We start from the raw sequence: 25,214 nt of genomic DNA, 5'->3' as shown, positions 1-25,214 counted from the left end.
TTATGAACTAGTTGCTTTTTTTTAGTTCACCATCTTCTTCCTTAACAATGATGAGGCTGGCTTTGGAACCTGTGGACAAATTCCAGCGGTTGTTGTGGATAACCACGCCTTTATCGTCCGTTACGACCACTTGTGCCGTGTTCGGACCCGAAGAGCCTTGGTTGAGGGCTTCAAATTCCACACGGTTAAAGCCTTTGACCAAATCCAAGTTAATACCTTTATAAGAACCGGATAAGAGCATATTGTATTCTACTACTTCTCCGTTTACGTAGATCTTGATACGGTCACCATCCACATATTCGTGGTCTCGGGCCACAATGCCCACAAACTTGGCGGTGGTTTTAAAATCACCTAAATATTGATCGCCAAAATGTTCGTTGGCCCCTTTTTCTCTTTTTTCCTTCACTTTGGGGTCAATGATCATATCGTGACCGGCTTGTAAAAGTTCACGGTCCGGTAACATTTTAACACCTGGTTTCTCGTTTTTGGAAATAAAATTTTCATCTAACACGGAAGGCATGCGAAGCAAAGTCCCTTGATTGCTTGCCTTTACATCGAGATTGTTTTTCTCGCCAATCTTCAACGGTCGGGTTGTGGGCATATCACCCTGAGCGAACATGGGCAGGCTGAATAGAACTGATCCCAATACAATATAAAACTTCTTTTTCATGGCAAGATGGCTGATAATCCAATTATAAATTTAGCAAATACCTTGCCATCAACATTATAAATTGGAGTTAAATCGATAAAAAACAAGGGCTCGTTAAAGTCTTCACAAATAATATTCTTTAAGAAAAAGGGGAATAATGCTTGATGATTTTCAGCTTTAACCTTTTAAATCCAATTAAAATGAAACGAGTATTATTTTTTGCCCTATTGCTGGGCTTTGCAACCCTTCAAGCCCAAAATTCGGATGAAGACAAACGAACAATTTCCAAAGGAACCTGGAATTTGGGTATCGAAGCCAATTTAAGCACCTACAATGCAGAATCACAAAACGACGGATCTTCACTTGATGCCGATAGATTTTCGGTAGGATTTTTTCCTAGAATGGGCTATGCTTTCTCGGAAAACTTGATGGTTGGCTTAAGGACCGGATATAACCGAACAAAAGTTGAAAATGATTTGGCGCAACAGCCAAATTTTAATCAATCAGAAAGCAAAACAGAGGCCTTTACTTTTGCACCTTATGTTCGAAAGTACTATGGTTTGGGAAAGAATCTGTTGTTCTATGCTCAAGGTGAGGCTGGGTATGTTGGTTCATGGTCCGAGAACATCACGAACCAAACAAACAGGTCCACCACGGAATCAGATCAATTTTATGTAGCGTTTAGACCAGGGATTACCTTCTTCGTTTCCCATAAATTAGCTTTGGAATCTTCCTTTGGCATATTACAATATTCTTCGAATAAAATAGAAAGCAATGGAGCCGAAACTACCTCAAATGGATTTGATTTAGGTTTGGATTCATCCAATATTTTATTTGGACTCTCCTACTATTTCTAAAAAAGCATGGAATGGCCCGCTATATTTTAGCGGGCTTTTTCTTTTTAAGTCCAAACAGTGGATGCAGTATCGGAATGCGTAAAATAATCAAGTCGTAGATCAACCAACTGATTCCAAACGTACCCACAACCAAAATAAGTGCTTTTGGCACAAATCCCCAGTCCAAATCCATCAAATAATAGGCAATTGCAATGGTGACCGTTTGGTGCAAAATATAGAAGGGATAAACCGCCCTGTTTGAATAGGCCAAACCTTTACTCGGCTTGTTCAGATACTGCGAAGCGTAGGCAAAAAGCACCAATATCCATGACCAGAGATTGACTACTTTCAACAAAGCTTCAGTAAAATGAATGACATAACTATCTTCAAAAAACAACCAAATAATCAATTGACCTGAAAACCCAATGATGCCCAAGGCAAGTGCTTTTTGCTTCACTTTGGCGACCGTTTGCCAAAATACGTCTCCCGTGGCTATCAATATGAAACCATAAAAGAAGAGGATAATACTGAATATGAAATTGAACCAATCATCGACCAAGGCATGGGTAACAGGGAAAAAGGGTTCAACCAAGGATTCCACAAAGTAGAGCGGAATCACAAATACATAGATTCCCCAAGTTTTTTGAATCAACCTTTTGATCCATTCGATAAAAAGGGTCTGATGCCTTCTCAGATAAACAAATAATGGGGCCAATACCCAGGAAAACACCAAAAGATAAGGCAAAAACCATAAGTGGTGCCAGCTCAGGTTGCCTACGGGATAAACTCCATCAAATGCAATCGTGGTAAAATATTCCCAATACGAACCTGAAAATTGCCCTTCTGCCAAACGTTCAAAATATACTTGTGGGGGCACAATCAAAATCATACCTGCTACCAAGGGAATCCCCAAACGTAGGAAACGCTCCCACACAAATTTACCCATGCTTCTTTTTCCCAAAGCGTAGTAGGTTCCCATGCCAGAAATCATAAAAAGTATGGGCAAGCGCCATTGGTTCAGGAACAACATGGGCCAACGAAGCCAGTCGTATATCTCATTGTTTTTGAGGTGCCAGCCCCAGGGCACAAAAAACATCCCTACGTGATAAAAAATAAGTAGCCCAAATACAATCACACGGAGCCAATCCAAATCGTAACGCCTAATCGTGGTGTTCATCTTAAAAATTTTTTCCAAAGATGGAAAGGGATGGTAAAACAGACTTATTTTTTGGCTTGGGAAACGTCCTGAATTGCAATTATGGAGAAATTACATCCTATTTTGCTTCATAAATGCGGATGGGGATTGTCCGGTATGTTTTTTAAAGGCATTGTAAAAGGCTGATTTTGATTTAAACCCTACGGATTCCCCAATAGCTTCCACTGTAAGTTGCTTGAATTCATTATCCAATAATCGTTCTTTGGCCAAAGCAATCCGTTTTTGGTTGATGTAGTCGTTGAAATTGGTGCCAGTTTCGGAATTGATGAGTTTGGAAACAGTATTGCCATTGGTGCCCAATTGTTCTGCCACTTTTTTAAGGCTGATTTCTTGCTGGGAATAATACCGGGATTCGGAGATAAAATGCTCAAGGGTTTCAAACTGAATGGAATTATTGGTCAGAGTCTCGTATTTGTCCGCAATCCATGATTTTTCAAAAAAGCGTGATTCCGAAAGAATAAAGAATGATGTAAAAAAGATGGTAACGGTCTGTATCATTCCGATAATATGATCCCCACCATCATCATCATAGTTCAGGTAAATGATGAATAAGGTCAGCATCAGCACAAAAAAGAAAATAACCGTGTTTCTGGAGAAAATGTATTTGTCCACTTTAATGTTTTTGGAGGAAGTCCATCCTTTTTTTCTGGTTCTAATGACCAACATTAATGACAAAACAAGGTAAAATGCAAAACTGAACAGTACGAGCCACCTAAATTGGTCCTTGATATAGTGGTACGAATAATCAAAGCCCTCAGGAACATCGACAAAACCCAGACTTCGGTGGTATGCACTTAAATAGGCATTGAGTTTAACTTCAACAGGGCTTGTGTGATAGTTGAATTGAGAGACCACATAGAACAGGGGAAGCAAAAAATGGGGCCAAAACTTTTTAAAGGTAATGGGCTTCCGTTCCAATAGGGTATACAGGAAAAAATACAGCGTGGGTGTAATCAATAGCACTAAAAATTCGGTGGAATCGTTGAATTGGATTATATACTTCATGAGCCCGGTGTAGCACAGGTACACATCCAAAAACACCAAACATTGCACTAAAAGTGACCATCCGAACAGGTTGATGGCCGATTTTCGTTTCGCTCTCAAAAAAATCACAAAGGCGAGGAAAAACCCTTGTACTATACCCAAAAGCATAATATGTGACGCAAGGTCGTGGCGAATAGGGATTTGATCAAATATAACCTTTACATCATCCATGGTATGGGCGTAAATTGTATCTTGGAGTCAACTAAAATCGAAAATTACCAATCTTTTTTTAATCAACCCGACCAAAATGAAAAAGAGACAGTTCCTTCGCTATATGGGCAATGCCGCCATGGCCGCCCCTTTATTACCATTTACCCTTGAAAATTCTTCAAAAACCGTAGCACCATACCCGGATGGGGACAGCGAGGCATTTTGGGAACGAATACGGGAAGATTATAGGTTGAAACCCGATTACATCAATCTGGAAAGTGGGTACTACAACATTATTCCCACACCCATTCTGAATAAATACATGGAACACGTGGCACATGTGAATTATGAAGGTTCTTATTATATGCGAACCGTACAATGGGACAATAAAAAAAAGGCTGCTGCACGTGTGGCAGCATTGGTCAACTGTTCGGAAAAGGAATTGGTCATTACCCGGAACACCACGGAGTCCTTGGATACCATTATCGGAGGTTATCCATGGGAGAAAGGGGATGAAGCCGTTTTCGCCGTTCAGGATTACGGGGCCATGCAAGTACATTTTCATCAAATGGAGGAACGCTATGGAATTGTCTGTAAAAAGGTGTCCTTGCCGAACCATCCTGAATCGGATGAAGAAATTGTTTCGCTCTACGAATCGCAGATTACACCCAAGACCAAGTTGTTAATGGTCTGTCATATGGTAAATGTTACGGGTCAAATTCTACCCATTAGAAAAATATGTGACATGGCACATTCGCATGGTGTGGAGGTTATGGTGGACGGAGCCCATTGTGTGGGACATATAAAGGTCGACTTGGCCGAATTGGATTGCGATTACTACGGTTCCAGTTTGCACAAATGGCTTTGCGCCCCTTTAGGGGCGGGCATGCTTTATGTGGCTGAAAAGCATATTCCCAAAATATGGCCCTTATTGGCCGAGCATGAAAAGGACAAGACCAAAATACGCAGGCTGAACCATACCGGGACCCACCCTGTGCACACTGACCTAACTATAACTGATTCCGTGGATTATCTAGAAATGATTGGCATGGAGCGGAAGGAAAACCGCATGCGCTATTTGCAGCGGTATTGGAGTGACCAGTTACGGAACGTGGAGAATGTGGTCATTAATACCCCAATTGAACCACATAGAAGCTGCGGTATTGCCAATGTGGGGCTCACGAACATGAAACCAAGCGAAATGGCCAAAACCTTGTTGGATGAATTCAATGTATGGACAGTGGCCATTGATTTTGAAAACGTGCACGGATGCCGGATAACACCTAATGTATTTACCGCTACGGAGGAATTGGACCAATTTGTGGGAGCCATCAAAACGATGGCAAAACGAGCCTAGTGGTCGATGTAATCCTGTAGTTTTTCCGGACCTTCCAACAATACCCTAACAATTTGAAGGGTGCCGTCGGGTTTGGTATCAATATGCCATTTGATGAGAGAGATTTGACCTTTTTCAATCTCGATGCCCGTGATGCTTCTTGGGTGAACGCAGCTACCGTCGTTGAAAAAAGGAATCTGCCCCGGCTCGGGAAAGCGCGGTCTATGGGTATGCCCAGCTAAGGTAACGAGCAACTCTTTTTTTAAAATCCACCGTTTGATGCGCTTTTCGATACGAATGAGCTCTTTGTAGTTTTTGGCAGGACTTGTAGGGTCGGCAATACCTACGACCTGCAACGGTTTCCATAAAACCCGAACCAAAAAACGGCCAATGCGCCAACAGACATAGTTCCACCAATCCGCTTGGTGGCCATGGGTGCAAAAAAGTTCTTGCCCCGTTTCCGTATGCTTTAAAATCAGTGCTTCGTGATAGGTAATGCCCTCAAAAAGCTCCTTGTCCGAACCATCGATGGGTTCAAAATAATGGGAGAGGTGTTCGTCCACATAATCGGGGTCGCGGTACACCATATCGTGATTTCCCCAGAGCATGTGCAGCCGCTTTTCCAAATGGAACCTTCGCAAAAGTTGGTACACATTTTTATGGGCTTCAAAAATGGAATCAAAACTGATGTTTTCCCAAAGTTCGTCCCCGTCGCCAAGTTCAATATAGGTGTAGCCCTCCCGATAATAATGGTTAAGTGCATGGAAGTAGATATTCCGATTATTGGCAAAGTCATCCGCAAAACTATTGTCCCCGCGATGGCAGTCACTGAAAAAAATGAATTTGGAATCCTCATCAAACGGAATCTTCATGGCGTTTTTGTAGGCTCTGTCTAATCGGGTCGAAGAGGACATGAAAAAGTTTTTGCTAAATATCCTTAAAAAAGGTGATTCGTCCATAAAGATATCCATTAAACGGAATGCATTTTTACTTTTTGTAACTTTGCCGCCTAAACCACGACTAACTTGGGTATGAAGCATAACCTCAATTCGGAAAGCCCTCTGGTTCAGTTGGTAAGTTTCAACAAATTGTTGGAACATTACGATGAACAATTGGAAAGTTCCAATCCACACATTGCCGAAAGGGCAAAATATGTATTGGATGCGCAGGCCCCGTACCCTGTGTTGAGGGAAGGTTTTACCGACTTGTCCCTGTTGGAAAAGCACAAGGATGTGATTCGAGTAATTTTGGAGGATTCCTTTTCCCCGATTTTGACCAAAAACGAGATTAAAACGGCATCGACTCCTTTTGAGAATCTGGTGTTCAACTCTTCGGAGCGTTTTCGTCAGATTCTAAAAGATGCAGGAGAGGATTTTGATTTGGCGATTACCAATATTCCACGAGAGTTTGGTTACATCATGCGTTGTGCCGTTATCCTTCAGTTTTATTACGGCTACAAATTGGACTTTAAACGTCCTTTCTTCTATGATATTCCGGATACCAATGGGGTAATGCGCAGGTACCGTATTTTGTACAATGCGGATTTTATGGAGATTATCCCTACCGATAAGGCGAAGGAACTGACCCAAGACGATGTGGATGAGTTGCTGGACAATTTCTACAACTTGGATATCTGGAAGGAGAAGATTCCACCGAACAGCTTTATTGCGAAAGGTTTTGTTATCTCAAACATGTTCGATGTTACTTCAGAGCATTCCGTGTCGGAAATAAAATCGACCTTGATCGGTCGTTCCCAAAGGGGTAAAGATACCTTTATGGAAAGTTTTGAGGACACCTTCAGGTCGTTCTTTAACCTGAACGATATCAAAGTGGGTTTCTCAGAATACGACTCCGATGCCAACCACTTCTTTAGGGTATATGGGAAGGGAATGGAAAGTTATATACTCAATGGCAAGGATATGGAGGAATGTGACTCCATGTTCTGCAACCACACCCATGGAAAATTGTTCAAGGAGAACAAGTACTTCGCCATCTCCAATGTGGAAAAATATTTTGAAGGTTCCAATGGGGAGACCCAACCCTACAAAAGCTTGATGGAGCAAGGCATCAAGAGTGCTATTTTAGCTCCTATTGCTGTAAACGGAAACCTATTGGGGGTTCTTGAATTGGTGTCTGGTAAGATAAACGAGCTCAACAGTGTCAATGCGAACAAGTTGGATGATGTAATGCCATACATTATCGCTGCAGTGATGCGAACCATTGAGGAAGAGGAAAACTTGATTGATGCCGTAATCCAGCATGAGTGCACTTCCGTACATCCATCCGTGTATTGGAAGTTCCAGGAAGAGGCCAAACGTTTTATGAAGGACGAGTTGGCCGGGAACGAACCCGTTTTCAAAGAAGTTGTTTTCAAGGATGTGTTCCCCTTGTACGGTCAAATCGATATCAAGGATTCTGCAAAAGAACGAAACCTGGCCATCCAAAGGGATTTAATGATTCAGCTTTCTGAAATCAATGATATCTTGGAGATTGCTTTTAAAAAATACAAGCTGCCCATTTATGAGGAGTTGATGTTCCGGGTGAACAATTATTTGAGTGAGGTAAAAGAGGCACTGTTCACACATACCGAACAAGCGGTTTTTGATTTTGTAAAAGTAGAAGTGGACCCCGTTTTCAATCACCTTCAAAAAGAGGATGAACAAATTGCCGGATTGCTCGAAAAATACAATCAGAAGATAGATAAGTCCACTGAAAGCTATTATGATCATCGCAGGAATTACGACAATAGCGTGATGGAGGCCAACATGAAGCTTGCCGCTCTTCTGGACAAAAGGCAGGAGGAAGCACAGGAAATGTTCCCACATTATTTCGAACGCTACAAAACCGATGGGGTAGAGCATAACATGTACATTGGAAGGTCTATCACTAAGGAACGTGAGTTCAGTGAGCTGTTTTTGAGTAACTTGAGATTGTGGCAACTTCAGGTCATGTGCGAAATGGAGAACAAGTACTATAGCCTTAAACCCCATTTGCCCGTAAAATTGGATGTGGCATCATTGGTTTTGGTGTACAGCACGTCTTTGGCCATCAGGTTTAGAATGGACGAAAAGCGTTTTGATGTCGACGGCACCTACAATGCCAGATACGAAGTCATAAAAAAACGTATCGATAAATCATTCATCAAGGGGACCAACGAGCGACTTACCCAAAAGGGTAAATTGGCCATTGTGTACTCCCAACGCAAGGATGAAAAAGAGTACTTACGCTACATCAGCTTCCTAAAAGCAAAAGGATATTTTACCAACAATATCGAAATTGTGGAGCTGGAAGGCGTTCAAGGAGTATCGGGACTCAAGGCCATCAGGGCTGAGATTCTTTATCAAAAGGACAAAAAATCGGAACGTACCTACACCTATGATGATTTGATGGAAGAGCTTAGTGCCTAAAATCAGAACACCAAACGATCAGGACCAAAGAAGCGGAAGGCAATTCCAAAAGCGATTACCGAAACTATAATTCCCAACATGAAAATGTTGTAGGTAATGCGTAGTATCTTGTATTTTCTGTTTAGAACAACACCCAAGTAATATAGGTCTTTGGTGAGTGAGGAATAGACGTAATCCTTGTCCTTTACCAATTCTTCCACTGCCGATTGATATTCTTCCAAGCCCATTTGGTGGAAATTACCGAAGAACAAGAGATTCACTCTCCTTTTTTCGACATCTTCCCTGGTAAACTTTCCACTGGTAATGTTGGGCCTAGTGGCCAAAACGGACAGGACCATGGAAGCCACACTGAACAAAATCAAAATCATCGTAGGATAGATCATGTAGGAGTTGGTAGGGTTATCCAGTTTGGTAAGTAAATTGGCCAGTACCAGCGAAATGATGATGGCGTTGACAGATAGCAATATATTCGCCTTGGTATCAGCAATGTCACTCAGTTTAAGGTGATTTCTCAAAGTAACACGATACAAGGTTTGGACACTTCTGTCCGGGCTCTCACTTTTATATTTTGCTTTTAAAGCCTCTTTTTTGGCAATCTTTTTCTCTGCCTTTTTCTCCTTAAGGAGCTTTTTTAAGTTCTGTTGTTTGCCCTCTTCCCAATTTTCTTTGGCGTAATCCGTGTAAAAGTGATGTTTTGTGCGGAACATTTTAATGTTCTTATCACGCCACTCCTTGGCCGAATAATCTGCTACACCAAGGGCTTTGAGCTCCTCTTTCAGGAAATCGGTGGTCTCCCAATAGCTTTTTTTGGCAAAATGGGATATGTCGGCATCCCGGATGATTCCCTCCATTAAATTGGAAGGCTCGTTGCACATTTTGGTGACCATGATCAAGGAGCATACTTGCTCAATCCCTTTGGGATCGTAGTCGTTATTGCCCAAAAATTCCCTGGCTATTGCACAGCTGTTCTCTTCATGGTCCTCCCATCCTTTTGTATGTCCAACATCATGTAACCAAGCCGCCAACAATAACCTTTCGTTCTCAACTTCCTCCAGGTTGTAATAATTGAGCAATTCTTTAGTACTTTTGACTACTCTTTGGGTATGTCGCAAGTTGTGGTACAAGAACCTTGAATCTAGTTCTTCCGTTAATAGCTCAGAAACAAAGTGTTTAGTTTTTTCAACAATTTCCGACATAGTTCCAAATTAAGACATCCAAATTACAAAATTTTGGAATCAACCTCGTGTATATGAAGAAACATTACTTTCTACTTTTCTTGTTGGTTTTGGCCATGGGTTGTGCAACTTATGAGACCAAATATGCGGAGCCCTTTTCCGCAAATGAGAACCCACAGGAAAAAGAGGTTGAACATACATTTTACTTGATCGGTGATGCCGGGAAATCCCCCATGGGCGATTTAAATCCTACATTGAAAGCCTTTAAAAAAGTTCTGGACCAAGCGAATACGAATAGCACCGCGATTTTTTTGGGAGATAATATTTATCCCGCTGGCCTGCCCGATAAAAAAGATTCGACCATTGCTTATTTGGAAGCTAAAAATCATTTGGATGCCCAATTGAGCACGTTGGAGCACTACAAAGGGCAAAAGCTTTTTATTCCTGGCAATCATGATTGGTACACCGATGGACTAAAAGGTCTAAAACGGGAAGAAAAATATGTGGAGGATGTCTTGGATGATAAGGATGCCTTTCAGCCTGAAAATGGCTGTCCCATTGAGGAAATTGAAGTCAACGACAATATACTCGTTGTTGCTATCGATACGGAATGGTACATCGTTAATTGGGACAAGCACCCTACCATGAATGATGAATGTGAAATCAAGACCAGGAGTCGGTTTTTTGAGGAACTGGAGAGCATCATCAAAAAGAACAGGGATAAAACAGTGATCTTGGCCATGCATCATCCCATGTTTTCCTATGGGTCGCATGGAGGTCAATTTTCATTTAAACAGGGCATATATCCCAGCAGCTCAAAAATCCCGTTGCCCCTTCTAGGTTCGGCCATCAACCTAATGAGAAAAACCTCCGGCGCCACTTCGGAGGATATGTCCAATAGGATGTACAACGAACTTAAAAAAAGAGTGGTAACCCTGTCCCAATATTCCGATAAAATAATATTCGCATCAGGCCATGAACATACGCTGCAGTACATCGTGGAGTCGGGAAAGCCGCAAATTGTAAGTGGTTCAGGGGCTAAAACAGGTTGGACACGACTATTGAACGGGAGTAAATTTTCCACGGGGAGAAATGGATATGCCATTCTAAAGGTATATGTTGACGGGTCTTCAAAAGTGGAGTTTTTTGGAGCGGACGCCAACGAAACAGCACTATTATATCAAACCGAAGTGCTACCACCAGACAGATCTACCAAAAAAATCACACTCCCCGATGATTTTCCTCCATACAAAATGGCATCGGTTTATGAGCCAGAGGAAATCGATAAAAGTGGCTTCCACAAACTGTTGTGGGGCGAACGCTATAGAAAATATTATGGAACCAAGGTAAAAGCACCAACTGTTCGGCTGGATACACTTTTGGGGGGATTGACCGTTGTTCGAAAAGGAGGTGGGAATCAATCCAACTCGTTGCGATTGGCCGATAAGGATGGCAGGGAATATGTAATGAGAGGCTTGCGGAAAAGTGCCGAAAGATACCTCCAGGCCATTGCTTTTCAGGAACAATACATCATAGGAAAGTTCGAGGACACCTATCCCGAAAAATTGTTGTTGGACCTATACACGGGAGCCCATCCATATGCACCATTTACCATCGACAGACTTTCTGATGCCCTCGGGATGTACCACACCAATCCTAAACTGTACTATGTTCCCAAGCAATCCGTTTTGGGTGATTACAACAAAGAGTTTGGCGATGGATTGTATATGATCGAGGAACATGTTTCGGACGATCACGATAACCTGGAAAGCTTTGGATACACCAAAAAAATTGAAAGTACGTACGACCTCATGGACAAGCTCCGTGAAGATGAAGAATACAGCATTGATCAAAAAGAATACGTAAAGGCCCGTTTGTTCGATATTTTGATCGGGGATTGGGATAGGCATGTGGATCAATGGCGTTGGGCCGAATTTGAAATGGAGAACGGGAACAAGGTCTACAAGCCCATTGCGCGGGACAGAGATCAGGTGTTTTCACGCTGGGGCGATGGTCTCATCATGAATTTTGGTTCACGAGCGGTTCCGGCACTCCGTATTTTTGAAGGCTTTCATAAGGAAATCAGAAGCGTAAAAGGACTAACATCCTCCCCACGGACCTTTGCCTTGGATATGGCGCTGTTATCGGAAACCGATATGCAGATGTGGGTCGATCAAGCTAAGTTCATCAAACAAAATTTGGATGGGGACATCATTGACGAGGCATTTTTGGCGTTTCCGGAAGAGGTAAGAGACGAAACCTTGACCGAAATCAAGGACATACTTTTGGCCCGGAAGGAAAATTTGGTTGAAACGGCACGTGATTATTATGCCGTATTGAACAAATACAGTGTGATTACCGGAACCGACAAGGATGATTATTTCAATATAGTTTCACTTCCCAATGGCGATGTTGAGGTAAGGGCGTATCGGATAAAAGGAGGGGAGTACACGGATTTATTTTTCAACAAGGTTTTTAGTCCCGACTACACCAAAGAGATTTGGATTTATGGTCTGGATGATGATGATGTTTTTGAAGCCAATACGGCATCATCAAAAATAAAAGTGCGAATCGCTGGCGGACAGAACAACGATATTTATAAAATATCGGAAGATTCCAAGAAATTGTTGGTGTACGACTTTAAAGCTAAGAAAAATACATTGGACGAGGCCTATGGAGGAAAAATCAAATTGGTAAATGATTACGATACCAATACCTATGAGTTTTTAAACATAAAGGGCAGTAATAATCAAACATTGCCCACCATTGGGTTCAATCCGGATGATGGTGTTCGTGTCGGGTTGACGAACACTTACACCTTCAACGGCTTCAGAAAAAATCCATTCACACAGCAGCATACGGTAAGTGCTGCCTATTACTTTGCTACGGACGGGTTTGATTTGGGCTACCGTGGGGAGTTTGCCCATGTTTTCAATAAGGTGAATTTGGAACTGCATGCGAGGTTCACGAGTCCTAATTTTACCCAAAACTTTTTTGGTTTTGGTAACGAAACGGTCAACAATGATGATGAAGAGCCCTTGGAATTGGATTATAACCGAGTGCGTATACGCACATTGAAATTTGCCCCTTCATTGGTGTGGCGAGGCTTTTTTGGATCTAAGGTCCGATTGGGAGTCGCCTATGAGAACATTGAGATTGAGGAAACCGAGAATAGGTTCATCAACGAATTTTATCTGGAGAACGGTGAGGAAAACCATTTGAGTTTTTTCGGAGCCCATGCAGAATACAGTTATTCCAATACGGATAACGAAGCCTTTCCCACTTTGGGAATGGCATTTGGTCTAGCAGGTGGTTTCAAGACCAATCTGGATGATTCTTCCAGGTCATTTGGTTACGTAATACCGTCTTTTTCTGTGGATCACAAACTTTCGGCAGATGGTAGATTGGTGCTTGCCACCAAATTCAAAGGACATTTCGTCATTGGCAACGGTTATGAATTTTATCAAGCGGCCAGTATTGGAGGCGATAATGGGTTGAGGGGTTTCCGTTTTCAACGATTTACGGGGAAGACCGCTTATTTTCAAAATACAGACCTGAGGTATAGCTTTAGAGGAGTGAAAACAGGATTGATGCCGGTTACCCCTGGAATTTATGGTGGATTTGATTATGGTCGTGTTTGGTTCCCAGGGGAAGATTCCGATACATGGCACAATTCCTACGGAGGAGGATTCTTCCTGAACGGGGCTGATGTGCTTTCCGCCAACTTTGGACTGTTCAACAGTGTGGATGGGCTGCGTTTTGCCTTTGGGCTCGGTTTTGGGTTTTAATCCAATTTCAACTCGTAGAGTTTTCGGCCTCCATGATTGTTCTCTTCATCTGCGATGAGAAGTGTGTTGTTATCATAAAAGCAAATCGATTCAATCTGTGTGTCCGTCTGCAAATCAATGATCTTAATGGACGATTTGGTAAAGTCGGGGGTGCTGAAATCCGTCAGTAAAAAAGCAAAGCCGTAACTCAATAAGGCAATGGTTTTGCCATCAGGGGAAATATCGGCGCTGGTTACCGAACAATGGTCTTGGTCTCCGCAGAGGAACAAAGAGCCCAAGAACTCCGCTTCGTATTCCCCTTCCTTGTCAGGAACCCGATATATCAAGGTTTTCCCTGAGTAAGGTCTGGTGCGGTTTTTTGTGAAGATGTAGAGGTGATCATCCAAGTGGAAAAAACCCTCGGTATCAAAGTAGAGACTGTCTTTTTTGGGAGGGAAATCTTTTTGTTGCGGATAAAAGAATTCGATTTTATCGGCATTGGGTTCTTTTTTGCCCATTTCATCTTCCGGTATTTTGTAAATGACCAAATCCTCACGCGCATTTTTGTTGTTGCCAAAATCGCCAATGTACAGGTTACCTTCGGTATCTACGGTCAAATCTTCCCAGTCCCTGTTTTTGGCATGGTCAATTTTTAATGATTCCTTGATATCCCCGTCTTTATCGACCCGATAAATTTTATCCTTATTGCCGCTATCCTCAATTACCCAAATGTTCCCATTCGGGGTAACTTCCAATCCCGATACTTCTTTAAGTTTGGAGGGAAATTTGCCCAACTTCTCCAAGTTGCCCATATAGGTATTCTGGGCACAAGCTTGAGCTATGACCAATAGAAAAATAAGGGCAATTTTATTCATTGGGTTCTTTTATGGGCATGAATATCTCTGTGGTCCATTCCAGTTCATTCCCACCCACATGTGGATTGTTAAAGAACACTTCGATAGGTTTTTTCTCAATGGGGATGTCGTTCTTCTTGGCATAATCGATTATCGCATACCAAGCACGGTCGGATGCAATATAATTTCCGTGGTAAACAGCCTTTATGGCATTTTTACTGAAAATGCGCTTGTACTCAATGTCGGGGTGGTTTGGAAGTTTTTCGGAACGTACAATGGGGTTGCAAAAATTATAGGAAAGGCTATTGTTCTCCAAATCCCAATCCAATACCTCCACGAAAGGAGGTCCGTTCAATTGAACCTCGTTATCGGCAAGAATGCCATCCAGAAAGTTATAGTTGGCCATCATGCCCTTCGCTTTGTTCTCCGGAGTGGTTTTTAGCTGAACGCAAGCACAGAACGAAGAGAATATTTCGGCTTCTCCTTCAATAGAATAGTTGAATCCCTCCAAATGCTCCTTCAGAAAGGCATTGAAATCCAAAAGGCGTTTTCGGGAACCTTTCTCAAAGTTGGTATCTGAAAAAGGTACAGCTAATCTATTGTTGATTGAATTGTCAACATCCTTGATGTTTACTTCAACTTCACTCAGGGAGTCGTGGACTTGATCGATTTTCCATTCATACACATAAACGGAGTCGTTTGCCAAAATGGTTTGTTTGAAATGGCTCGGACTTATGTAATCCACGGGAACTACGGAATCAAAGCCATGATTCCAGGCCTTTACTGTTTCAAAAATGGTTCCAGGAATTGCTTTTGCCTTAAAATTGACTTGATAATCCTGGGGCTTTAAAAATAAATACCATAAAACTGCCCCCACCAAAATGGCAAGGATTATTGAAATAATCTTCCTCATAATTAAGGAGCAAAAATACGGATTAGCCTTTTGTCATATCCAATTTGTCCACTATAAATTTCCCAAGATCCCTACCTTGTTTAATCCCGACTTCAATGGCCGCACGATAGTGGATTCCTCCATACATACGGCTAAGGGCGGCTTCATCGGAGGCTTCATTGAACGAGTTGAAGGAACGTACGGGCAGACCGTAGGCTACTTCGGTATCATCATCAAAAGCAAAGTTGTCGCCAAAGATATCCGTGAGTGCTATCGCTGCTGCACCCGATACTACGCTGTGTCCGCTTGTGTATTCCGGGAATGGAGGCGTTTGAAGCACTGGCTCCCAACTGTCGTCGATATACTCGTTGATGACCGTTTCTGGACGTATAAGATTACTCCTGTATTTTTCGTCCCAGCAGCTTATAAAGGCGTCGGCAATCGCAATGGATGTTTTGGTATAGGCATACACTGTTTTTGCAAAATCGGCATCCGTTTTTCTGGCGGCTATTTTGGTAATACCGATCCAGTGTGCCCCAGGTGTAATTTTCTTGGTGGCGAACATCAAATGTCCACGGGTTACGGAAACATAAGGGTTACAGTCCCAAAATTGGGCAATCGCTATTTCGTCGGACTTATCGCCTTTGCCGATCATACTCTTTCTAACCTCGTAGACCTCCATCACTTCTTGGAAAAATTTGGAATCCTTCTCCAAGGAAAATTCTGGTGGTGGAATGGGTTTGAACTGTTGTGCGGAGTCAATGGCAAACGGACGTATTTTTTCCCAGTGAGGCTCTATACCGTTCATATAGGCCGGGGGAGTGGGCTGCCAACGTGAGGGATCTTCGGAGTCCACAGAGAATTTGGGCATGGTCCGCGTTTCCTTATAGTTATCCTTGTTCATCCAATCCCCTACAAAGTTGGCCACTTCCGTTCCGTATTCCTTGCTGGCATTAAAAACGGTTTCATTTTTATCCTTCCAGATGGTGTATAGACTGTCGCGGAAGCTTTCCATCCTTTCTTCGGAGAAGATAAGCCTTTTGCTAATGTCCATGTGAGCGATCAAAGCAGCCATTTCATAGTTGATGTTCTCACTGTTTTTAGGGTCTGGAATGTTTTTTAAACCAGTTACCTGGCCTGCCAAGGACTTGTATTCATCGTTTTTCTTGGCTATAACTTCGTAGGCCGCAATGTTACCGTATGCAAAAATTCTACTGGCCACTGGTGGCGAGAATATATCGTGAATCATGATTTCCACCACCTTGTCAACAGATGCATGGAATTCCTCTGGGGAGACTTCTACGGGTTCCTGTTTTTTCTGACATGATGCCAAAACCAACATTAGAGCTGCGATTAAACTTATTCTTTTTTTCATGGCATTGCGATTAATCATTGATTTTATAGACTTGTGCTTTATCGTTGTTGAACACTGCCAACAAATATTTTTGATTGTTTAATATGATTGTTTTTAAGTGTCGAATTGATCTTTTTGTGAAATCCAATCCCAATTGGTTACCCAAAATAATGCTGCCATCACTTTTGATGAGGGCCCCTGGAAATGAATCCAGCCTACCGTGATAGGGCTTTACCCCAAAATAATTTCCTCCGATCAATACCTCGGTATTCCCATCATCATCAAAATCATCTACCAGAAATGACATAATCGGGGATACCTGGAGTTCATTTTTAAATGGGACAAAAACAAAGGTACCATTATCGTTTCGCAAATATCCCGATTTCAATGTGTTGACCTCCATTAAAGTGGACTTATTCAACGCATCCTCTCCGAATATTTCTTCCATGGTATCTCCAGCAAAGGATTTATAGGTGGTATATCTCTTTTTAAGGAATACCATTTGTGAGGCCAATCCGTCCAATGTTTCCAAAGGGTAGTACTTGCCATTTTTCTCCAGGGCCGTCACTGTCTCGGTCTGACCGTTATCATCAAAATCATTGAAATACAATTTCATGGGATGTTCCTGGGAAGCTTTGAACTTGGAATTGGTGCCCCAGTTTCCAAGAAGGTAATCCGTGTCGCCATCCCCATCAATGTCAAAGGCTTCAATGGTTTGCCATAGACCGGATATGTTGACTTGTTCCACTTCAGTGAAAGAACCATTTTTTTGTTTCAAAAACTTGGGAGCCATCCATTCCCCCACCAAAATAAGGTCGGTGCTGCCATCTCCATCAAAATCACTCCAAATGGCATCGGTTACCATTCCTTTTCCAAGCCTTTCAAAATCATTCCTCACTTTGAAAGTGCCTTTGTCATTTTCCAGCAAATAGGAATTTGCTGGAGCCCCGAACTTGGCCGTAATGGTGTGTCCTCCGATAAAAACATCCAAATCCCCATCGTCGTCAAAATCAAAAGGTTTGATGACAGAGGAGTTTTGGTAGTACTCAGGAAGCTCAGCACTTGTGAAATTGGTGTCCTGTTGCACGTAATAGGCGTCCAATAGTGGGTCGGACGGACCAAAAAAGTCCCCGCCTCCGGATGCGGTGATCAAATCATTTTTCCCATCGCCGTTAAAGTCCGCAATGGCTGCTGAAACGTTTTCCTGAATGGAGTCTTTTTGAATGCTATCAAACCGTTGGTTGACAAAGATGGAATCTTGTTGCACAAAAATCTGTGAAGGCTCATATTTGGACCCTCCAAAGAAAATATCCCTCTTACCATCTCCATTTACATCACCAATGGCAAAAGCAGGTCCTCTATCGGAAATTTGATAGGGAATCAATTTTTCGCGGTTAAAGTCCGTATAGTTGTCCTCCACATGGGTAAAATCAAGGCCAAGATTGTTGTCCACTGGGCTGAACAAAGGTTTTTTCGATTTACGGAGTGATTCGTAATCAAAGGGCTTTGTGTTTGTCGGCTCAATGGTAAGTGTTTGGTTTACCGGAACATTTTGTAACACCTGATAAGTTTTGTCTGGCCAAATTATTTTTATGGAGTCTATTGCTGTTGCATTAGTGTAACCAAAATGTACCATCGGTTCTGAGGATGCCTGAAAGCCCCTTGTGGGGAACAGTTCCTTGAACTGAAGACCTCCATTGACATACGAATATACCTTGGTGCCGATACCAAAGGTGTTTTTATCAGTATAATTGAATTTTAGCTTCAGGTAGTTGCTCTTGTCGTTTGTTTTATTGATGTACAGGGAGGCAGGTTGATCGATATTGTTGGTCACTACATCCAAATCCCCATCGCCATCAAGGTCTCCCATGGCCGTTGCACCAGATATCAAGGTGTCTTTCGTGATCCATTTTTCGGACATGTCTTGAAAATGAAGTTCCTTGCCTCCTTTAAAAACGTAGTTGTGCACATTTCCGGAAGGCATCAAATCCAAAGCTTGCTGATCCACGAGCTTAGTGTTGTCGATCTTACTTCTGATTTGATCGCTCGAAACAAACTTGATGAAATCCAAATCATTGGGTCTTTTCGGAATTCCGTTGGAAATGAATACATCTTGATGTCCATCTTGGTCAAAATCACCAAAAAGACCACTCCAGCTCCAATCGGTGGCGGCAATACCGCTCATTAAAGCTGTTTCCATGAAATTACCATCGGGCTGGTTGACAAAGAGCATATTGCGCGTAAACTGATAATGGTAACCAAAACGGTCTATTCGCATCTTTTGGGTTTGGATGTTATCATCACCCTCAGAGGATTTTAGGGCCACTTCGTCTTCGGGCAGCATGTCCAACGAAAGGAAATCAGGTCGACCATCGTTGTTGATGTCGGCCACATCGTTGCCCATGGAGAATCGGGTGGTGTGTCCAAAGTATTTTTTCAAGCTTTCGGTAAAGGTGCCGTCCCCATTGTTGAGGTAGTAATAATCGTCTTCGTGAAAGTCGTTGCCCACATAAATATCAGGGTATCCATCTTGATTGAAATCGGCAACGGCCAAACCGAGCCCATAACCGTTTACGCCCCCATAAATGCCTGCTTCTTCGCTCACATCGGTAAACCTTCCATTATCATTCCGTAATAGTTTGTCCCCAGTTTCATAACTGCGTTCGTACCTTAGATCAAATCGCCCAAAGGAATTTTGGGTGTGTACGGCGTGGTTGAGCAGGTACAGGTCGAGGTCGCCATCTAGGTCATAATCGAAAAAGGTTGCATTGGAACTGTACGAATCAAAATCCAGTCCGTATTTGGCGGCACTTTCGGTAAAGGTATTATCGCCATTGTTGATATATAGTTCGTTGAACCCATTGAACCCATTGATTCCGACCACTGCACAAACGTAGATGTCCAATAGACCGTCTCCGTTCACATCGGCCATGGTAACTCCAGTGTTCCATGTGCTGTTTCCCTCAATCCCCGCTGAATTGGAGATATCTTCAAATTTAAGGTCGCCTTTGTTGAGGTACAATTTATTTTTGACCTGGTTTCCGGTAAAGAAGATATCGGGTAAGCCATCGTTATTGATATCGCCAATGGATACACCACCACCGTTGTAAAAGTAGAGGTAATCCAAAATGCTCAAATCTTTTGAAGAGGTAAGCGTATTGGTAAAATCCACACCTGTTTCCTTAGGGGCAGGATTTTCAAAAAGACTTCCTTCCTTTTTACATGAAACAACAAGGGTTGTTGCCAGTAATGTGATCAGAAACCTATTCATTTAAGGCAAAAATCTTTGGTTTGTTGTTGTTTACGGCTGCAATGACATAAACTTTACCGTTTTTATCCTTGAACTGCTTTAAATATTTCACTTCGTCCCTGACTTTGAACCCGCTGGTCTCATAATCTTGCCAAGTGAAGCCCAAATTACCGTCGCCCAGCAGTAAGTTTCCTTGACTGGCATCCAATCGGGAGAACTGTGGCTTGAACTCATAATTGTTCCCGGCCATGATCAAGTCCAGATTGCCATCCTTGTTGACATCGGTACAGGTAATGTCGCACACACAGGAAAGTTGTACCCGGGGCGGTAGATTTTTGATTGTAAACTTCCCGCCACCCTCGTTAATGGCAATTACCGATGCCGAGGTTTCAGCTTTTTTTACAATGGACCTATCCATCACTTCCTTTGGAAAAAGTTGATGTATGGTGCGATGGGCATAATCCGATGCTTTCAGGTTTTGCTTTTTGAGTGAAGGTAATTGCTCGGTAAGCTCCCTTTTTTGATGTATTGGATAATCGCCACCGTTTTCTTGCATGGTCACGATTTGCTCTATGGTGCCGTTATTGTCGTAATCATTGATGTACATTTTCATTGGGGCGTAATCTGTTGGTTTGTAGTGGAGGTTTAAACCTTGGTTGCCCAATATGAGATCCTGGTCGCCATCTCCATCCAGATCAGCGGTCTCCACAGTGTTCCACCAACCGTAAAGGCTGTCCAACGAACTGGTCATTTTAGCCAGTCTTCTCCCCGTGTTTTTATAGATTTTTGGGGTGTCCCATTCTGCTGTGATGATAAGGTCCTTTTTACCGTCTCCATCTATATCCTCCCATTTGGAGTCGGTTACCATTCCGGCATCCTTGAGATCGTACCCCAATCTTTCCGTGACATCATTGAAGGTGCCATTTCCTGTGTTTTCCAACAAGAGGTGGTCGGGCGATACACCATATACACCCACTACGCTGCGTGAACCGATGAAAAGGTCCATGTCGCCATCGTTGTCGTAATCATGGGCGGAAATCGTGGAAATGTTCTTGAATGTTGACGGCAGCGGGTTTTCCGATTTTGAAAAGTTTCCATTGCCGTCATTGAGATACAATCGAGCTTTGTAATTACCTTGTTGGGTCACATCGTTTCCTCCTGAGCCCACGACCAAATCCAAGTCGCCATCGCCGTCGGCATCAAAAAATGCTGCAGCAACATCCTCATGGTTCTTATCTTCGTCGAAAGCCATTGATTTTTGTTGGGCCACTTTTCCATTCCCTTTGTGGAGATAAATGGTTCCTGCCTGGCCTTTTGCCCCGCCAATAAAGAAATCTTCGTTGCCATCGCCATCGACATCGGCAACAGCCAACGAGGGTCCTTCTTGTGAGAGTTTATGGGAAATAAGGCCTTCGTAATCAAAATCGTTGTAGTTGTCCTCTTTGTGTTCGGTAATCAAATTGTTGTCCAACTCTTTCAAGAACGATTTTTTGGACTCTTTCTTTGGAATGGAATAAGTTTCTGTGGCATCGGCATAATCCAAGGTCAAGACCTGGTTTACCACCACATTTTCCATTTTTTGGGTTTTTTCATCGGGCCATATGATACGGATGGAATCCAATTGTTTTGATTTGCCCAAACCAACGGTCATATCGTATTGCATAGAGGACTGGAATCCTCTTGATGGAATCAATTCCTGATTCACGATGTTGCCATCGAAATAGATTTTGGCGAGCGTGCCAACTGCAAAAGGATTGTTTTCTGGCCCTTTGAACTTCAGTTGAATGTAATTGTTGTTCAACAGGGATTCGGTATTGTTTTTATAGATGAAGGCAGGTGTGTTAACATTGTTGATCACTAGGTCCAAATCGCCATCATTGTCCAAATCGGCATAGGCAGCTCCGTTGGAGCGGGAGGGAAGTTCAAACCCCCATTCCTTATTGGCATTTTTAAAGGAGATGTCACCATTGTTCCTATAGGCATAATTGGGCTGTGGTTTTATCGGCATTTTACTGATGATGGAGTCTATGGATTCCTTTTGTCCCGTTAATGCCATTTTTTGGACGATTTCGTTGGCAAAAAAATCCACGAAGTCCAAATCGGTAAGATCGTGATTGATACCGTTGGTAATGAAAATATCTTTTAGGCCATCGTTGTCCATGTCGAACATAAGTCCTGCCCAGCTCCAATCCGTGGCATCTATGCCGCTGTAGTATGCCACTTCGGAGAATGTGCCGTTACCGTTATTGAGTTGGAGTGTGTTCTGTATGTACTGTTGGCCAAAGTCTTTGCTCTGTTTTAGATTAAAAACATTGTAGCCTTCAAATTCCATCACGGATTTTACCCGGTGCTCTTCTTCGGGAAGCATATCGGTAATGAAAATATCGTTATGGCCATCGTTGTTGATGTCCGCTATATCGATTCCCATGGCCGATAGGCTCAAGTGTGAGGTCCATTCTTTGATTTCTTCATTGAACGTCCCATCCTTTTGATTGATATAGAGATAATCCCTTTCATAAAAATCATTGGATACGTAGATGTCTGGATAAAGGTCCCCGTTAAAGTCTGTGACCAATACGCCAAGCCCAAAACCAATCAAGCTTCCATAAATCCCAGCTTCTTCACTTACGTCTACAAATGTGCCGTTGTCGTTACGCAACAACATATCCCCAACGCCCTTGAAAATATCGGGCACACCTTCCCAATCCTGTGCTCTTACCTCACGTTGCTCCGCATAACCAAGGCTGCTTACGGGAATGTTGCTATTGTTTAGGATATATACGTCCAGATCTCCGTCTTTATCATAATCAAAAAAGGAGGCATGGGTTGTAAAACCGGTTTTGGCCAGATTGTACTCTTCAGCCTTTTCAGTAAAGGTTAAATCTCCATTGTTGATGTAAAGATCATTGTCGTGGTTGTTGCCTTCCATGTTCCCGGCATTGGAGACATAGATGTCCAATAGCCCGTCATGATTGATATCCACCATGACAACACCTGTGGACCAGGGTTTGTTTCCCAGCACGCCGGCCGTTTCGGAGATGTCCTCAAACTTCATGTCGCCCTTGTTGAGATATAGGCGATTGGGCTCCATATTCCCGGTCAAATAAATATCCTGAAGTCCGTCATTGTTGATATCCCCAATGGCCACACCCCCGCCGTTGTAGAAGTTACGGTACTTAAAGATGTTGAAATTCTTTTGGTTTTCCACCTTATTGACGAATTCGACACCTGTTTCCTCTGGTTTCAACAGGGTGAAAAGCGTCTCGGTGTCCTCATCTTTTTTGGGTTGAGCGCCTTCTTTATTATTACATGCGACAAGGCCTATCAAAAGAAGGCTAACAGTAATATATTTTAGTTTCATTTATTGTTCTGTTTTTTGACCAAAAAAATAGGAGCTCTATAATCCATGCTATGATGAATAGCTTAATTCCATTGCCATTTACTCGTTAATTTTTCTGGCGACACTTAAATATTTCAATTTTGATGTTGAAAAAGTACATACTTATCGCCACATCAGTTTTGAAAGGCTTCCGTGTGAAGCCAGCAATCTACCAAGATGGAGACTTATCTCAAAATTATTCGACTTCATTAATATTTCATTAATCTTTTATTTGTCGTTTTTTGCCATTTAAGCCAAAAAAAAATGCCGTCCTCAATCCGAGGGCGGCATTTTTTTTAAAACAGCTTAAACTTTATGCTTAGTAACCAGGGTTTTGAACTAGGTTAGGATTGGATAAAAGTGCTGTTGCAGGAATTGGGAATAGATTCATATTCTCATCTCCGCTAACTTCTTTAAGACCCCATGGTGCAGTAAATTGACCAAATCTTACCAAATCGTTTCTTCTCCAGAACTCTATGAACAATTCACGGGCTCTTTCTTCAAGAAGGGTTTGTTCGGTAACGCTGGCTAAATCAGGAGTGTCTTCTCTTAGACCTCTTAAATCATTTACCATACTTGTCGGGTCTCCTCCCATTCGCATCATAGCTTCAGCTTTCATCAAATGTGCATCTGCATATCTGAATATGATCTGATGCTGTCTATATGAGTTTACTTGATCGTCCTCATCGGTAGGATCGTATGGGTGGTATTTGATGACTCGAACTCCCTCGGCTTCACCATTACCTACAAGTGAAGGGAATTCTTTTTGGAATACCAAAGGCTGGTTTTGTCTGTTGGTCAACGGAGTTCCATCCTCGTTGTACTGTAGTCCAATAAGGAAACCGTAGCCAATACCTAAATTTTGGTCATTTGCCGTAGTGGCATCTGGCACATATCCTCTTCTTTCTTCTTGGCCATCACCAACATAGTTCGTGTTTGGATCACCTTCGAAAAGGTCGTAGAACTCAGCCAATGTGGAAAATCCATTCCAACCACCACCTGTGTTGTCAGGTGAGTTTTGATTGTAGTGCAGACTGTTCCAAATTCTAGCTCCAAGATCACTTCTCAAAAATAGGATGGTTTCCGTATCGTCAGTTGGCTCAAAAATCTCGAAATAACCTTCTTGGATATCAAAACCGCTGGCATTGATTTCGTCAACCAAATCAATTACATTTTGCATGTCTGCATTATCGGCAGAGCCAGTTCCTTTGTATACATGACCGTTAAGATACAGTTTGGCCAAAAGGAACTTCGCGGCTTCTTGAGTGGCCGTGCCTACATTGGCAACACCAGGGCCAACGGATGGCAATCCTGCGATTGCTTCGGTCAGGTCTGTTTCTATAAAGCTATAAGCTTCTGATCTAGTCAGAACTGTAGGGTTTATTTCCGGACCTTCATCTACCCCTCTAAAAGGAACAGAACCATAAAGATCCATCACAAAGAACATGTTGAATGCTCTTAGGAATTTAGCTTGAGCAACAGTGCTGTTATCTGAACTTGATGTTTCAATGATTTCAGAAGCTCTGAAAATGTTTTGGTTCAGATTGTTCCATGCATTTTTAACGAATGCGTGGTCTGGAGTCCAAGTATGCGTATGTAATTGTCTCCATACACCATTATCCCCCCAGTCGGTACCTCTTGTGGGAATCAATAGTTCATCGGAGGTTACTTCCGATAGTGCGTACATGTTCTCTTGGGTTGCAAAGTCTCCCCCAACCTTATTGTACAAATCATTTAATGCACTGGTAGGGTTTGTGACCCCTGAAAACCCAGTGTCGCCTGCTTCCTCACTTATAATAGAGTCCGTTTCCTCTATTTCCAAATCGGTACAAGAGTAAGTAAGACCTAGTATAAAGAGTGAAGCAAAAACAAATTTTTTATATGTTTCTAGTTTCATGCTTATTT

At 42.5% G+C, this 25,214-nt stretch carries 15 protein-coding genes; 4 read left to right on the top strand and 11 right to left on the bottom strand.

Features of this window, described 5'->3' with window-relative positions:
* Positions 1 to 7 precede the first annotated feature (7 nt).
* Positions 8 to 670 carry a hypothetical protein gene (locus EO132_RS07140; protein ID WP_127137226.1) on the bottom strand — a complete coding sequence of 221 codons (663 nt, stop codon included), beginning with the start codon at positions 668 to 670 and terminating at the stop codon, positions 8 to 10.
* A 179-nt stretch (positions 671 to 849) separates the two neighbouring features.
* On the opposite strand from EO132_RS07140, the gene EO132_RS07135 reads away from it, so the two are divergent.
* Positions 850 to 1,506: an outer membrane beta-barrel protein gene (locus EO132_RS07135; protein WP_164732295.1), complete on the top strand. Its 657-nt coding sequence runs from the start codon at positions 850 to 852 to the stop codon at positions 1,504 to 1,506.
* Positions 1,507 to 1,525: 19 nt separating this feature from the next.
* On the opposite strand, the gene EO132_RS07130 is transcribed toward EO132_RS07135, so the two are convergent.
* Both EO132_RS07130 and EO132_RS07125 read right to left on the bottom strand, forming a co-directional pair.
* Positions 1,526 to 2,662: an acyltransferase family protein gene (locus EO132_RS07130; protein ID WP_205780329.1), complete on the bottom strand. Its 1,137-nt coding sequence runs from the start codon at positions 2,660 to 2,662 to the stop codon at positions 1,526 to 1,528.
* 90 nt (positions 2,663 to 2,752) lie between these two features.
* A complete protein-coding gene (locus tag EO132_RS07125; protein ID WP_127137224.1) occupies positions 2,753 to 3,916 on the bottom strand; it encodes a helix-turn-helix domain-containing protein in 1,164 nt (387 codons plus the stop codon).
* Positions 3,917 to 3,992: 76 nt separating this feature from the next.
* Here EO132_RS07125 and EO132_RS07120 point away from each other — a divergent pair, with 76 nt between their 5' ends.
* Positions 3,993 to 5,252: an aminotransferase class V-fold PLP-dependent enzyme gene (locus EO132_RS07120; protein ID WP_127137223.1), complete on the top strand. Its 1,260-nt coding sequence runs from the start codon at positions 3,993 to 3,995 to the stop codon at positions 5,250 to 5,252.
* On the opposite strand, the gene EO132_RS07115 is transcribed toward EO132_RS07120, so the two are convergent.
* Positions 5,249 to 6,145: a metallophosphoesterase gene (locus EO132_RS07115; RefSeq protein ID WP_127137222.1), complete on the bottom strand. Its 897-nt coding sequence runs from the start codon at positions 6,143 to 6,145 to the stop codon at positions 5,249 to 5,251. The genes EO132_RS07120 and EO132_RS07115 overlap by 4 nt on opposite strands.
* 117 nt (positions 6,146 to 6,262) lie before the next feature.
* Between EO132_RS07115 and EO132_RS07110 the strand changes: the two genes are divergently transcribed.
* Positions 6,263 to 8,638, top strand: coding sequence for a GAF domain-containing protein (locus EO132_RS07110; RefSeq protein ID WP_127137221.1), 2,376 nt, complete (start codon positions 6,263 to 6,265; stop codon positions 8,636 to 8,638).
* A gap of 2 nt (positions 8,639 to 8,640) precedes the next feature.
* On the opposite strand, the gene EO132_RS07105 is transcribed toward EO132_RS07110, so the two are convergent.
* Positions 8,641 to 9,834: a Pycsar system effector family protein gene (locus EO132_RS07105; protein WP_127137220.1), complete on the bottom strand. Its 1,194-nt coding sequence runs from the start codon at positions 9,832 to 9,834 to the stop codon at positions 8,641 to 8,643.
* 53 nt (positions 9,835 to 9,887) lie between these two features.
* Between EO132_RS07105 and EO132_RS07100 the strand changes: the two genes are divergently transcribed.
* Positions 9,888 to 13,601 (top strand): metallophosphoesterase, encoded by a 3,714-nt coding sequence (locus EO132_RS07100; protein WP_164732294.1) that lies wholly within the window; start codon positions 9,888 to 9,890, stop codon positions 13,599 to 13,601.
* Here EO132_RS07100 and EO132_RS07095 read toward each other — a convergent pair.
* From EO132_RS07095 to EO132_RS07070, 6 genes are all read right to left on the bottom strand, one after another.
* Positions 13,598 to 14,455, bottom strand: coding sequence for an NHL repeat-containing protein (locus EO132_RS07095; RefSeq protein ID WP_127137218.1), 858 nt, complete (start codon positions 14,453 to 14,455; stop codon positions 13,598 to 13,600). The genes EO132_RS07100 and EO132_RS07095 overlap by 4 nt on opposite strands.
* Positions 14,448 to 15,347 carry a GyrI-like domain-containing protein gene (locus EO132_RS07090; protein WP_127137217.1) on the bottom strand — a complete coding sequence of 300 codons (900 nt, stop codon included), beginning with the start codon at positions 15,345 to 15,347 and terminating at the stop codon, positions 14,448 to 14,450. Before EO132_RS07090 ends, EO132_RS07095 begins: the two co-directional genes overlap by 8 nt.
* Before the next feature lie 22 nt (positions 15,348 to 15,369).
* A complete protein-coding gene (locus EO132_RS07085; protein WP_164732293.1) occupies positions 15,370 to 16,701 on the bottom strand; it encodes a vanadium-dependent haloperoxidase in 1,332 nt (443 codons plus the stop codon).
* Between the two features lie 10 nt (positions 16,702 to 16,711).
* Entirely contained in the window at positions 16,712 to 19,951 is a 3,240-nt protein-coding gene (locus EO132_RS07080; RefSeq protein WP_127137215.1) for a VCBS repeat-containing protein, read from the bottom strand.
* Positions 19,944 to 23,291, bottom strand: coding sequence for a CRTAC1 family protein (locus tag EO132_RS07075; RefSeq protein ID WP_127137214.1), 3,348 nt, complete (start codon positions 23,289 to 23,291; stop codon positions 19,944 to 19,946). Before EO132_RS07075 ends, EO132_RS07080 begins: the two co-directional genes overlap by 8 nt.
* Positions 23,292 to 23,628: 337 nt before the next feature.
* A complete protein-coding gene (locus tag EO132_RS07070) occupies positions 23,629 to 25,206 on the bottom strand; it encodes a RagB/SusD family nutrient uptake outer membrane protein (protein ID WP_164732292.1) in 1,578 nt (525 codons plus the stop codon).
* Positions 25,207 to 25,214: the final 8 nt, after the last annotated feature.

The sequence above is a fragment of the Flagellimonas oceanensis genome (assembly GCF_003992595.1).
Lineage (GTDB): Bacteria > Bacteroidota > Bacteroidia > Flavobacteriales > Flavobacteriaceae > Flagellimonas > Flagellimonas oceanensis.
Note: the sequence above shows the minus strand (reverse complement) of the source record. Positions and strands in the feature narration are given on the sequence as shown.